The sequence below is a fragment of the Shewanella sp. 433 genome (genome assembly GCF_059338565.1).
The window spans coordinates 304,313-318,034 of the sequence record NZ_CM181703.1 but is presented as its reverse complement, the minus strand read 5'-3'; the positions used below and the strand labels follow the sequence as shown (position 1 = coordinate 318,034).

Sequence of the window (13,722 nt, the reverse complement as noted above, 5' to 3'; positions counted from 1 at the left end):
TCCTTAAGCTTGCTCTAACTGAGAATGTTGCTCTGCACGTCTAATAATTTCACCAGCTAGCGCCAAATAAGCCTTAGCCCCCGCGCTAGACTTATCGTAATACATGGCAGGAGCACCAAAACTGGGGGCTTCAGCCAACCTCACATTACGAGGGATCACCGTTCGGTACACTTTATCGCCAAAATGCTGTTTAAGTTGATCGGATACATCGTTAGATAGTCGATTACGCGGATCGTACATGGTGCGTAAGATCCCTTCGATAGACAGCCCAGGATTAACCATAGCAGCTAACTTACTGATGGTATCCATGAGTGCGGTTAAGCCTTCGAGAGCGTAATACTCACACTGCATAGGCACAAGCACTGAATCGGCTGCCGACATGGCGTTGACCGTCAACATGTTGAGCGAAGGCGGGCAGTCGATAAAGATAAAGTCGTAATCATCTTTGATAGGCGCAAGTGCATTTCTAAGGCGAATTTCGCGGGCAAAAAACTCCATCAGCTTAATTTCAGCTGCGGTCACATCGCCATTACCGGCGATCAGATCGTATTTACCCGTTGTGTCGCGATACACTATGTCATCGAAACTTTTTTCTTCAACGAGCAGCTCATAGGCGGTATTTTCGACACTGTATTTGTCGACACCGCTACCCATAGTAGCGTTACCTTGAGGATCAAGATCGATAAGCAAAACTTTGCGCTTAGTGGCAGCCAAAGATGCAGCTAAATTCACACAAGTTGTTGTTTTCCCGACACCACCTTTCTGGTTGGCCACGGCTATCACTTTACCCACAATATTATCCTGTCTATCTTGTTAGCTGGTTTAGGGTCAGTTTATTCTGCTATCAAATTGCTTGAACTGATTTAATAATGCAACAGTCATCGACCTCGAGCCTAAGGGTTTTTAACCACTCTGAGCAAATGACGCTGCTCATCGAGACGAGGGACTTTTAATTCAAATACATGAGTAACGCTATAGCCTTCAGGTAGTTGTGCCATTTCGTCATCACTTAATTGGCCTTTTAGCGCGTAAAAACAGCCAGTCTTTTTCGGTAAATGGTGACACCAATGCAGCATATCCTGAATTGAGGCAAATGCGCGGCTTAATACGCCATCAAACTTTTCTTCAGGTTGATAGGCTTCGACACGACTTTCCACCGAGCTTATATTAGCGATAGAAAGCTCAAATTGAACCTGTTTCTGAAAGCGAATTCGCTTACCCAAACTATCAAGCAGTACAAAGGTTTTATCGGGATTCATAATCGCCAGCGGAATACCGGGCAATCCTGGGCCAGTGCCCACATCGATAAAACGCTCTCCAACAAGATGTTTGCTTGCCGCTAAGCTGTCCATGATGTGACGGATCAGCATCTGCTCGGGTTCTCTCACCGACGTTAGATTGTAGGCTTTATTCCATTTAGCCAACATGGCAACAAAGTCGAGCAGCTGTTGTTTTTGCTCTGGCGTTGCCGTCATCTCGATTTCGGCAAGGTAAGTATCTAATTGGGCTGATAACACAGACGTATCCTCGATAAACAATGGGATATTATGAAGCGGACGAGCCTAGATGGGAAGCACCAAGGCTTACCATCTAGACTTATATCAATCAACAGCTTGGTTTTATGCGCTCTTTCTGAGCAAACCACGTTTTTTAAGATGGACCAACAAAATAGAGATCGCGGCAGGTGTGATACCAGAAATACGCGACGCTTGGCCGACAGTTTCAGGTTTATGATCGTTTAATTTGGCGATCACTTCGTTAGATAAACCGGGCACTTCTTGATAATCAAGATCCAACGGCAGACGAGTCTTTTCATGGCGAATCGCTTTATCGATCTCATCTTGTTGGCGTTGAATATAGCCAGAGTATTTCACCTGAATTTGCACTTGTTCTGCAGCACGTTGATCTTCAATGGCTGGGCCAAAACCTTCAATACTCATCAACTTAGGATAATCTAGCTCTGGGCGGCGTAGTAAATCTTCAAAGGTCGCTTCACGCGTAATTGGCGTATTGAGGTGCGGATTTAACGCATCCACCAAAGGTGAATTAGGGTGGATCCATTGGCTGCGTAGACGTTGAAGCTCTAGTTCAATGGCTTCACGTTTAGTATTAAATTTAGCCCAGCGGTTATCGTCAACCAATCCCAGTTCACGACCTTTCTCGGTTAAGCGCAGATCCGCATTGTCTTCACGCAGCAATAAACGGTATTCCGCGCGGCTGGTAAACATGCGGTAGGGTTCTTTAGTACCAAGGGTTGATAGATCATCAACCAAAACACCAAGATAGGCTTCATCACGACGTGGACACCAAGACTCTTTGCCTTGTACCTGTAGTGATGCATTCATGCCAGCAAGTAACCCCTGTGCGCCAGCCTCTTCGTAACCTGTGGTGCCATTAATTTGGCCAGCAAAGAAGAGTCCACTTATCGCTTTAGTTTCGAGTGAGTTTTTGAGATCGCGCGGATCAAAATAATCATATTCGATGGCATAGCCAGGGCGAATAATTTGTGCATTTTCCATACCTTGGATCGAACGAACCAGGTTTAACTGTACATCAAAAGGTAAACTGGTTGAGATACCATTAGGGTAGATCTCGTTAGTATTAAGCCCTTCTGGCTCAATAAAAATCTGGTGTGATGTTTTGTCTGCAAAGCGATTGATCTTATCTTCAATCGATGGGCAATAACGCGGACCAATACCTTCAATGACGCCTGAATACATTGGGCTTCTGTCGAGTCCACCACGAATAATGTCGTGGGTACGCTCGTTAGTATGGGTCACATAGCAAGAGACCTGACGAGGATGATCTTTTACATCGCCGATAAACGACATTACAGGTAATGGATCATCACCTTTTTGCTCACTCATCAAGTCAAAATTAATGGTGTTGGCATCGATACGTGGTGGAGTACCGGTTTTTAAACGTCCTACACGGATAGGCAGTTCTTGTAATCGCTGCGCCAAAGAGATCGATGGCGGATCGCCAGCGCGTCCTCCGCTGTAGTTTTCTAAGCCAATATGAATTTTACCGCTTAGGAAGGTTCCTGCAGTTAACACTACCGCTGGAGCTTCGAATGCTAAGCCCATCTGAGTAACAACCCCTATAACGCGATCGTTTTCAACAATGAGATCATCTACCGCTTGTTGAAATAAGCGCAGGTTAGGTTGATTTTGTAAAATTTGTTGGATCTTAGCTCGGTAAAGAGCTCTGTCAGCTTGGGCTCTGGTGGCTCGAACTGCAGGGCCTTTGCTCGAGTTTAGGGTTCTAAATTGAATCCCCGCATGATCTGTTGCTATGGCCATAGCGCCACCTAAGGCGTCAATTTCTTTAACTAAATGGCCCTTACCAATCCCTCCAATTGCTGGATTACAGGACATTTGTCCCAAGGTATCAATGTTGTGAGTCAACAATAACGTTTTTGACCCCATCCTAGCAGATGCCAATGCAGCTTCGGTTCCGGCATGACCGCCACCAACAACAATTACATCAAACCGTTCATGAAAATGCATCACAGTACCTTAAATAAAACCTGTATCGAAATTGAAAGTAGATTGATATTTGCTACCGACAAACTAACCATCGAGTAGCCGAGCATTTTAGCACCTGGAAGGCATTTGGTGAAAGATCAATTTAGCCCTTTCGATCTCAAGTGGATCTGCTTAATAGATCTTAAGATCTTTATATAGATCCTTTATTATGTTTACTATTAGGATCGCACTTTTCGGTGGATAACTCTAATTCACCTTTAATATCAATAGATAGCATCATTCTGATCCTGTGATCTGATCGCGATCTAACTGGCGTAAGCTTGGGGATAGATCGCCTACTTATCCACAAGGGTGATCTTTGGTCATCGAGGTCAGTGAATAATACAGAGTTAGATCATGATCAAATAATAGGTTATCCACATATTTATCATTTAAGAGCGTAATATGTGGATAAAGATGATCTAATCTGTGGGCTATTACTAGAGTTATACGGGAATGGGATCGTTAAAGATGATCTTGCCAGGAGCTTAACCAAGCCTGAGCAGGCTCTTCAGGGATAGGATCGTATTGCACATCGATCTGGATCTTATCCACATAGACTTGTGCACCGCAATTTTCGATCGCTTCAATTAATTTTTCAGGCCCTTGGCAAAAAGTATCGTAGCTGGAGTCGCCAATGGCACACAAAGCATATTTGGCTCGACTAAGATCGGGGTTTTTGGCCACGATTTCTTCGTAAAAAGGCTGAATATTGTCAGGTAGATCGCCTGCACCATGGGTTGATGACACGATTAACCATAGGCATTTAGGGTCAAGATCGTTCAGTTCTGGGGTTAAATGTACCTGAGTTTGGTGATCTAAAGCCTCTAATTGTGCCGCTAATTCATCAGCAACATACTCGGCACTGCCCAGTGTTGTACCGACAATCAGTTCTATTTTTGCCATTATTTTTCCTATATTGAGTCACAAGATGATTAAGCTTTATGCCGCATTAACCGATTAAAACCGAGTTAATGTCAATCTAAGCCATTATGGCATCATAAGTGAAAAGCCCATTTAGGTCTTGTTGGTAAGCACGTTATAACGATAAATAACCGCCATACCGCATAATGTGATGGCGGTATCTGCAAGCCAGTTTTAAAGCGGTTTTTGGGCATAGAGCAAATAGTTTACGTCGGGTTGGCGGCTGGTTTTCCATTGGTTGAAAAATGGATTAAAGCGCATTCCTTCCACTTTTATAGTGGTTAATCCATGGCGCGATATCATGTTATCTATCTCTTGTGGCTTTACAAAATGACGCCAATCATGAGTGCCCTTGGGTAGGTACCCCATGACATACTCAGCCCCGATAATGGCGATAAGATAGGATTTGATGGTGCGATTAAGAGTCGCCATCACCAATAATCCTCCTGGTTTTAACAGCTGACAACACACATCGATTAACTGGCGTTGGTCGTCGACATGTTCAATCACTTCGGTGTTTAGAATCACATCATATTGGAGTGGTTTATTCAGTAAATCATCGGCTAAGCAATGTTGATAGTCGACTTTGATCGACCAACTTTTAGCATGTCGTTGTGCCAATAGCACATTATGGGCGCTAGCATCGATACCGGTTACATCAGCCCCCTGACTGGCTAATGGTTCGCATAGTAGGCCAACACCACAACCAATATCCAAGATCGACAAACCTTCGAAGCTGACGTCTTGAGTTAAATCTCGTTGATAATGACCTGCTATGGCATCTTCTATGGCAGTTAAGCGAGTCTGATTAAAGGCTAATACGTGCTTAAATTTACCTTTAGGATCGCGCCACTCTTGCGCTAGAGCATCAAATTTGGCTATTTCAGCTTGTTGGTCGAGCATCTTGGGTCTATTGCTCAGCTGGCTTTTATCTAACATAAAGATCCATTTCTATTTGCAGGTTATTTGATTATATACGTACAAAACGGTGACGTTAGTTCACCTAAATCAGTGCACACATTATTTGTTGGAGCCATCATTAATTTTAGGCTAAAGGAAGGTGAGTCATGGCATCAAGTGACGAATGGTATAGCGCGGCAGATTTATCAATCAGTAACAGTGCATTAAAAGAGGCCAGCGCCGGGCGCTCAGTGGTAGCGGTTTACAGGGGAAAGAGTGGGGTGGTTAAGTCGTTTATTTTAGGGCTATGACTTAATGGCTAAGCATTATTGAGTGTTAGTGATAACTAGTTATTGATCACCAAGAGTGGGCGGCTTTACTTTATTAGCCAGTGTCAAAGTGTGGTTTAAATAGCACTGGATAATTAACTGGTAAAAGGCGTACGTTTGTCGGCGGCTTACTGTTCATAAGCTTATATTTAGTAGGCTTATATTAGTTAGTACAGCAGCCAACAACGCGTTAAAGCTGGGTTAACTAATACTTTTAACCTGTGATACCAAAAGCCAAATGGCTAAAGCAAAAAAGATGATCCCCATAAACTTATTTTGATTTTGTCTAAATTTATCATTATTAAGTAATGACTTACCTAATGTACCCACCATAGCGACCAATAATAGATTAAATAGTAATCCCATCACATTGAGTAATAGACCTAAGACTAACATTTGCTGGCCAGAGCTCGTGGCTAGCTGAGTCGAGACAAATTGCGGTAAAAACAATACAAAAAAGATCAAAGCTTTCGGATTGAGCAGATTGCTCATCACTGCACGTCGGTACAGTTGTTTAGCAATATTATCTTGTTGCTCAATTTGCGGGGCATCGGCCGCACTGCTGCGAATACAATCCCATCCCATCTTCAATAAGTAGGCGGCACCTAATATACGAAGTAGTTCTAAAGCTAATGGATTAACCGCTATGACTGCAGAAACGCCCAGTGCCGCCAGCAATGTCAAAATAAGCCCCGATGTGGCATTACCAAAGCTGGCATAAACCCCCACCTTTTTACCATAGCTTAGGCTAGAACTGGCGATTAATAGCATGTCAGGGCCAGGGATCAGCAGCAGCGCAATTACAGTGGTTAAATAGAGTGGTAGTAGGTTGAGATCGATCATCAAAAATGGACTGCTTAAGGTTAAAGACTAAAACAAGGCGCGGATTTTACAGCGATCGATTAAAAATGAAAGTGACAAGGGATTTAAATCCATAAATCACTGGCAGGGCAGCTTTACGATGGTGGAATTAACTGCGTATTTTTAGTTGAGCTTCACGGTTTAATGTTAGTGGCTATTTTGAAATGGAGCTCATTAGTGGCTAATGCCTGAAAGCTGATTAGCTGAGCAATATTATTTCTACTGTGCATTTTACTCAAGGCCAAACAGGTTTGCGCTGTGGAGATTATGAGTCAAAGTCTAAGTGGTATTTATCCCTAAGCTAAATATTCAGCTATTATGAAAATATCATCTTGAATCAATTTCTTATGTGATATATTCACTAGCACTTTGATTGTTAGTCTTGGGGCATATCTGGCTATGGAACAGGTCGGGATTTACGAAAAGCTTATTACTCAACTCATTGAGCAGCGCTTAGATAAGGACATATTTTTTGTTGGGGAAAGGAAGCTAGAAGTTGCTGAGGCAAGTGTTTGGCTCTCACGTTTTTTGACTAAAGTCATTGAATATGTGATTAATTCTGTTCCCGCAGATGAAAACCAAGTTATCAATCAAATCAGTTTGGCTAATCGGTTAGTGATGTGGCTCAAAGAGCACATTAACGATGATGATTTTATTGATGAAAATCTCATCGATAGCCAAGGTCGGATACTCACGGCTCTCTTTAACAAGCAAAATCCTATTGCAACTGATTTACCTAAATATACGGCCGCCATATTTCCATTAACAGGGCTCACTCAGAGTGAGCTTTTTTGTGGTAGTAATGCGGGATTATCGCTTGAAAGTGAGCTTAAACGTGAGATCCACTCATCAGATAAAATCTATTGGCTGGTGTCATTTATCAAGTGGGCGGGTATTCGTATCTTCAAAAATGAACTTGAGGAATTTACGCGCAGTGGTAAAGAGTTACGTATCATCACGACATCTTATATGGGCGCTACTGATGCTAAGGCCGTCGAGTTTCTAGCCAGTTTACCCAATAGCCAAGTAAAATTAAGTTACAACACTAAACGCGAAAGGCTGCATGCAAAGTCCTATTTATTTCTACGAAATACGGGTTTTCATACTGGTTATATCGGTTCTTCAAATTTATCGCATTCTGCATTGACCAGCGGGCTTGAGTGGAACCTTAAGATCACCACCCAAGAAATTCCCCACATTATTGATAAATCACTCAGCACTTTTGAAACTTACTGGGAATCGAACGAATTTGAGCTTTTTAGCGGTGATGCGAACAGTAAAGAAAAGTTAAACAATGCGCTCAAAGAAGCGAAAGGCTGTGGCACTGAATCGAGCTCATTTCATTTTGACATTAAGCCGTTTGCGCATCAGCGAGAAATCCTCGAACAGCTTGCAGTAGAACGAAGCGTTCATGGCCGTTTTAAAAATCTTATTGTCGCGGCGACAGGCACGGGCAAAACGATTATTTCCGCGTTCGATTTTGCGCGGTTTTATAAACTGCATCCAGAAGCCAATTTTTTGTTCGTTGCCCATAGGCAAGAAATATTACAGCAAGCCCTCAGTGCTTATCGTGGCGTGTTAAAAAACAACCAATTTGGCGAGTTGTGGGTTGCAGAGCATAAACCAAATAGTTACAAACACTTATTTGCATCTATCCAAAGCTTGAATCTGCAACTTGATAACCTGCCATTAGCGGCTGATTTTTATGATTATATTGTTATTGATGAAGTCCATCATGTTGCTGCGAGCAGTTACCGTGGGCTCTTAGCTCATTTTGAACCTAAGGTTTTATTGGGGCTTACGGCTACACCAGAGCGTCACGATGGTGTCGATATTTTGGCTGATTTTTGTGGTGTGATAGCGGCTGAAATACGGTTACCCGAAGCCATTAATCAACGGCATTTATGTCCATTTCAATATTTTGCGATCGATGATGCGACCGATCTTCGTAAGTTAAGTTGGCGCCATGGTCGTTATGACGTCGCTGAGCTGAGCAATTTATACACTCACAATGAACAACGCGTGACGCGCATTATTCGCAGCCTAGTTGAAACTGTAACAGATACAAATAATATCAAGGCGTTAGCCTTTTGTGTAACCAAGGAACACGCCGTATACATGGCGAAGAAGTTCAATTTGGCGGGGATCAGCGCCGATGTGCTGACCAGTGATAATCGTTCTGAACGCCAACAAAAGCGGCAGAGCCTAGTTAGTGGCAAATTATCTATTTTATGCGTGGTGGATATTTTCAACGAAGGTGTCGACATTCCTGAAGTGGATACCTTGTTATTTTTACGGCCAACGGAAAGCTTGACTATATTCCTGCAGCAACTTGGACGTGGCTTACGTCTCACCGATGATAAGCAGTGTTGCACCATATTAGATTTTGTCGGCAATTCACGTGATGAATATGATTTCTCGCAAAAATTTAGAGCATTAGTCGGTAAAACCAATCAGTCGATTAAAGATGAAATTCTGAATGACTTTCCGCATCTACCGCTAGGGTGCCGAATTGAACTTGAGGAGAAAGCGCAGTCGATGATTTTGCGCAATATTATCCGCGCAACGCTCAATGCCAATCGATTAACCAGCCTAATAGCAAACTTTAAACATCAGACTAATTTACCGCTCACGCTAGGTAATTTTTTACGTCTTAATCCGCAAGTGACCTTGGAAGACATTTATCGCATCAAGATTAATGGTCAATGTGGCTGGACCTTATTAGTCGAGGCTGTTCAGGGCCATCAGGTTGCTGAACCTGCAGCGCTGCCCAATTTAGCTAAAGCGTATTATCGTGCGATTAACTTTCATTTACTCAGTTGTACTTCACTTTCCTATTTATTATTTATCAAACAGTTATGCGAAAATGATTTTGTTTTTGACGGGCTAGATCCTATTCAAAATCAGTTTGCCTTAATGTGCCATTACAACTTTTGGGATAGATCTGGTACGGCTTTAAACATTCACAGTTTAACTGCTAGCTTGCAGATGCTACGCAATAAACCGTTACAGGAAGAGTTGTTGGCAGTGTTGGCGATACTTATTAACCGGATACACCATCAAGAAATGGATTTAGAATTGCAACAACCCACCGTTTTGAAAGTGCACTCTCGTTATACTCGTGAGCAAATTTTTGCGGCGATTGGTGCGAGCACATTTTCAGTTAAATCACCTTCAAGAGAAGGGGTGCTTGCGATTAATGACCAAAATCTTGAATGCTTATTTGTCACGTTAAACAAATCAGAGAAGCAGTTTTCACCGACAACCATGTATCACGACTATGCCATTAGCGAGCATCTTTTTCACTGGCAATCACAAAATAGCGCACGGCCAGAACGTGGTCGAGGCCTGAGTTATATTGAGCAACAAAAGCTAAGGAAAACCATACTGTTGTTTGTTCGAGAGCAGTCAAAAGACGAAAATGGCCGCACTATGGGATTCGTGAATTTTGGCAAAGTACATTATGTCAGCTATAGCGGTTCACAACCGATGAATATCACATGGCGATTAGAGCATCCAATACCTGATGTAATGTGGCATGACGCCGCTAAGTTATCTGTTGGCTAGCAAAGAGCTTCTGCTTATCAATTAATCAATCAAAGCATAAATCCAAATTCCATTTTATTGCAGATAGTTATAGGGAGTTGCAAAGGCTAAGTTGTTACCAAGGCGCTATATAAAGGCATGTTCAATTAACGCATTTTTATAATGCTATGTAAGCTCGAACAAACTTAGCCATTCCCTTATACTGCATCTCATTAAATCGAGACCACTTAAAACTAGGGTTAAGTTTATGCCGAATTGCTGCAATCCTAATAGAGCCAAAATCTTCATCATAGGTCTGCCGCGAACAGGAACCACGAGTGTTAGTGTGGCTTTGTTAGAACAGGGCTTTAAAGTGGCTCATCAGGCGTTTACTAAGCAGGCATTCGAGTTGGCGGATGTGGTGTCTGACGCACCGTGTTTTAGTGATTATCGCCAGTTACATGGTTTATATCCACAAGCTAAATTTGTTTACTTAGACCGGGCGCTAGATGCTTGGGTGCCATCGATGCAGATGTTACTTAGTCGAATGTTGGTGCACCTTGATGATAAAACGGGGCGGTTTCATCCCATTTTAAAGCGCAGTTTTAATCACAGTTTTGCGATTAATCGGGTGGATGATCCTATGTGTGCGATGCATTTGGTTGATTGTTATCATAATCATAAAAAACAAGTTTTTGATTACTTTAGCGAGCAAGCTAACTTTATTAGTATTGATATTAGTGATGCTGACAGTTTGGCAAAGCTTATGACATTTTTATCGGTTGAACCTTTGAACGGCGCGCTATCTTGCGATGTGAAACCATCTTCCCACTCAAATTTGCCTCATTTAAACTTTCCTCATTTAAATAAAGGGCGAAATGTCGCCAGTTGGGATGAATATAAACATCCTAATAAAATCAGTACTAATGCTGTAGGGCCCGATAAACGTAAGTTTTTCAGTTACAAATTGGGTTAACTTATCTTGAACATCACATAACTACAGTGGAATAAACGAGCAGGTGAAGTTTCACGTGGAACTTCAGCGCCCTAGTGGCTATTAACCAAAGGCTTTGAATTGCACAATTCATAGGCAGTAACAACTGAGTCTGTTTTTATACATGGCATCTTACCCACCATGCTCATCAAACCCGCGCTAGCGTAAGCTGTTCTCTAGACTTTGGTTATTTAGACTTTCGACGTTTTTACCACCTTGATGCCGCCATGTTTATCTATAGTTGCTACGTGTGTTATCGCTCGCAGTGGGTGTTGGTCATAGCCTACTCGGTTTATCTTCATGTTAATTGAGTCATTACTGCATAAAGGGCTGATTGATTTCGATCTAAATTATTTAGGCTAATACTGGGTTAATTAGATTGGTGCTGATTGGCGTGCATTTGTTAGGTCTAAATATTGGATCGAGTGCTGGGGAAGCAGAGTTATTGCTTGTTGGTTGGTATGCTGAAAAAGCGTGAAAATCTAGTATAAAAAAGCGAGTAGAATGGTTGACATCGACTAATCAGTCGATCTGCGCTGCGATCTGGCTTATTTTTAGCGATATATTTTGAGTATAACTTTTTTACTGAGATCTGAAATTTACTAAGCTAATCAAAATCCACAAAAAACACCGCTGTATTTTTTCTTTAAAAAACAGATCCTTAATGCTTTCCACCTTATGTTGATTAACTTTAGATCCCCCGTGGATTACTTGTTGATATCTCTGTTGATTAAATTGATCTCGATCTGAGTGTTTATGCACCAAAGCGTGACAAGATCTTTAAATGATCGCGGCTTTTTTGTTTGATTTTTAATCTAGTGTAGCGCCAAGGTCACGGCTGAATTGAAGGTAAGCTTGAGCATCAATTTTGGTGTGTTTGAAAACCATTTTGGTGCCTCAGCTTTCAAGCGTGATTATTTTGCTCGAGTGAATCTTATCGTAATGGTTTTTAGTAATGCTAAGTTGTCATCACTAGGCAAGTCGCATATGTCCGCATCGATGATAAAAAACAATTGTGTGTCTTGGTGGTGATGGAAAATACCAAGCCATTATTCGACAAGTTGATCCAAGAGTCGGGTAAGACGTTAAATCCTAATGATGAAGCTGTGCTTTACTCTGAGTTTAAAACCCAAAGAGTGAAGCAAGAATTAGAGGCTGAGTTGTCTACATCTAACAAGCTATAAATCAATATTGATAAAAAGATGAGCCAATGCTCATCTTTTTATTTAATAACGCCCAGCGTAATCCAGCTAGGCATCACTTCCCGATACAGAAAGAGCCGAATATTTTACCCAGTAGGTCATCTGAGGTGAATTTACCCGTGATTTCAGATAAGGCCATTTGGCACATCCGTAGCTCTTCAGCGAGCAGTTCACCCGCTTGATAAACCTCTAACTGCTCTTTACCCAGTAATAAGTGACTACTGGCAAGCTCTAAGGCTTCTAAATGGCGCCTACGGGCGATAAAGCCACCTTCAAGGTTGCTTTGGTAGCCCATAAGAGATTTAAGGTGTGCTTTAAGCTCCTCGACGCCTAAGCCGGTTTTTGCCGATAGACGAAAGACTTTATAACCCTGTTCTTGGGTGGTCTCTAATGGTTCGCCAGTCAGGTCGGCTTTATTACGTATGACGGTGACGCCAAGGTTTTTGGGGAGGCGATCAATAAAGTCTGGCCAAATATCGTGGGGATCGACTGCATTGGTGGTGGTGCCATCGACCATAAATAGCACTTGGTCGGCACTTTCTATTTCGGCCCAGGCTCTCTCGATACCTATTTGCTCTACCGTATCTGTGGTGTCACGTAGACCTGCGGTGTCGATAATGTGCAGCGGCATACCATCAAGGTGAATGTGCTCGCGCAATACGTCACGGGTGGTGCCGGCTATTTCGGTAACGATAGCCGATTCTTTACCGGCTAATGCGTTCAGTAGACTCGATTTGCCTGCGTTCGGGCGACCCGCAATAACGACTTTCATCCCTTCGCGAATAATCGCGCCTTGTTTGGCACTCGATTGCACCGAATCGAGTTTGTCGATAATACGGTTGAGCGAGGCGGCAATTTTGCCGTCAGAGAGAAAGTCGACCTCTTCGTCGGGGAAGTCGATAGCGGCTTCTACGTATAAACGTAAGTTAGTCACCTGATCGACCAGATCATGTACCTGGGTGGAAAATTCACCCTGCATCGAATTGAGGGCGCTTTTGGCGGCTTGTTCGCTGGTGGCGTCAATCAGATCGGCAATGGCTTCGGCTTGAGTCAGATCCAGCTTGTCGTTCATAAACGCTTGCTCGCTGAATTCCCCTGGTTTAGCAATACGTACGCCGCCCACTTCCATGACGCGCTTGATCAGCATATCCAGTACGATTTGGCCGCCATGGCCTTGTAGCTCGAGTACATCTTCGCCGGTAAATGAGTTGGGCCCCTTAAAGAAGAGGGCAATGCCTTGGTCTATCACGTGCCCATTAGCATCTTTAAAGTCACAGTAATCGGCATAGCGGACTTTAGGGATATGCCCTAACACGGCCATTGCCACTTTGCTGGCGTTGTCGCCCGAGATACGTATGATCCCCACGCCGCCGCGTCCGGGAGCGGTTGCCTGTGCCACGATAGTATCTGTTGTCATTACTGTGTTTCCTAAATTGATGGTGAATGGCAAAAATATGCGT

Annotated in this window: 10 protein-coding genes; 3 read left to right on the top strand and 7 right to left on the bottom strand. The window is 42.9% G+C overall.

What is annotated here, in order from left to right; all coding sequences use genetic code 11:
• Window positions 1-3: 3 nt before the first annotated feature.
• From AC5YB1_RS01510 to AC5YB1_RS01485, 6 genes are all read right to left on the bottom strand, one after another.
• Entirely contained in the window at window positions 4-792 is a 789-nt protein-coding gene (locus AC5YB1_RS01510) for a ParA family protein (protein WP_110458817.1), read from the bottom strand.
• Between the two features lie 101 nt (window positions 793-893).
• Complete coding sequence (rsmG, locus tag AC5YB1_RS01505) at window positions 894-1,517, bottom strand: 16S rRNA (guanine(527)-N(7))-methyltransferase RsmG (protein ID WP_494520442.1); 624 nt, start codon at window positions 1,515-1,517, stop codon at window positions 894-896.
• Between the two features lie 102 nt (window positions 1,518-1,619).
• Window positions 1,620-3,509, bottom strand: a complete 1,890-nt coding sequence (gene mnmG, locus AC5YB1_RS01500) for a tRNA uridine-5-carboxymethylaminomethyl(34) synthesis enzyme MnmG (RefSeq protein ID WP_494520441.1) — start codon at window positions 3,507-3,509, stop codon at window positions 1,620-1,622.
• A 483-nt stretch (window positions 3,510-3,992) separates the two neighbouring features.
• Complete coding sequence (gene mioC / locus AC5YB1_RS01495) at window positions 3,993-4,433, bottom strand: FMN-binding protein MioC (protein WP_494520440.1); 441 nt, start codon at window positions 4,431-4,433, stop codon at window positions 3,993-3,995.
• 192 nt (window positions 4,434-4,625) lie between these two features.
• Complete coding sequence (ubiG, locus tag AC5YB1_RS01490) at window positions 4,626-5,390, bottom strand: bifunctional 2-polyprenyl-6-hydroxyphenol methylase/3-demethylubiquinol 3-O-methyltransferase UbiG (RefSeq protein WP_494520439.1); 765 nt, start codon at window positions 5,388-5,390, stop codon at window positions 4,626-4,628.
• 491 nt (window positions 5,391-5,881) lie between these two features.
• Window positions 5,882-6,523: a LysE family translocator gene (locus AC5YB1_RS01485; protein ID WP_204165148.1), complete on the bottom strand. Its 642-nt coding sequence runs from the start codon at window positions 6,521-6,523 to the stop codon at window positions 5,882-5,884.
• A 417-nt stretch (window positions 6,524-6,940) separates the two neighbouring features.
• On the opposite strand from AC5YB1_RS01485, the gene AC5YB1_RS01480 reads away from it, so the two are divergent.
• The 3 genes from AC5YB1_RS01480 to AC5YB1_RS01470 all read left to right on the top strand — a co-directional run bounded on the left by AC5YB1_RS01480 (window position 6,941) and on the right by AC5YB1_RS01470 (window position 12,244).
• Window positions 6,941-10,108 carry a DUF3427 domain-containing protein gene (locus AC5YB1_RS01480; protein WP_494520438.1) on the top strand — a complete coding sequence of 1,056 codons (3,168 nt, stop codon included), beginning with the start codon at window positions 6,941-6,943 and terminating at the stop codon, window positions 10,106-10,108.
• Window positions 10,109-10,334: 226 nt separating this feature from the next.
• Entirely contained in the window at window positions 10,335-11,042 is a 708-nt protein-coding gene (locus AC5YB1_RS01475; protein WP_494520437.1) for a sulfotransferase, read from the top strand.
• Between the two features lie 1,049 nt (window positions 11,043-12,091).
• The gene (locus AC5YB1_RS01470) at window positions 12,092-12,244 is read left to right on the top strand and encodes a hypothetical protein (RefSeq protein WP_494520436.1); all 153 of its coding nucleotides are present in this window, start codon (window positions 12,092-12,094) and stop codon (window positions 12,242-12,244) included.
• A gap of 73 nt (window positions 12,245-12,317) precedes the next feature.
• On the opposite strand, the gene mnmE is transcribed toward AC5YB1_RS01470, so the two are convergent.
• Window positions 12,318-13,679 carry a tRNA uridine-5-carboxymethylaminomethyl(34) synthesis GTPase MnmE gene (gene mnmE, locus AC5YB1_RS01465; protein WP_494520435.1) on the bottom strand — a complete coding sequence of 454 codons (1,362 nt, stop codon included), beginning with the start codon at window positions 13,677-13,679 and terminating at the stop codon, window positions 12,318-12,320.
• Window positions 13,680-13,722: the final 43 nt, after the last annotated feature.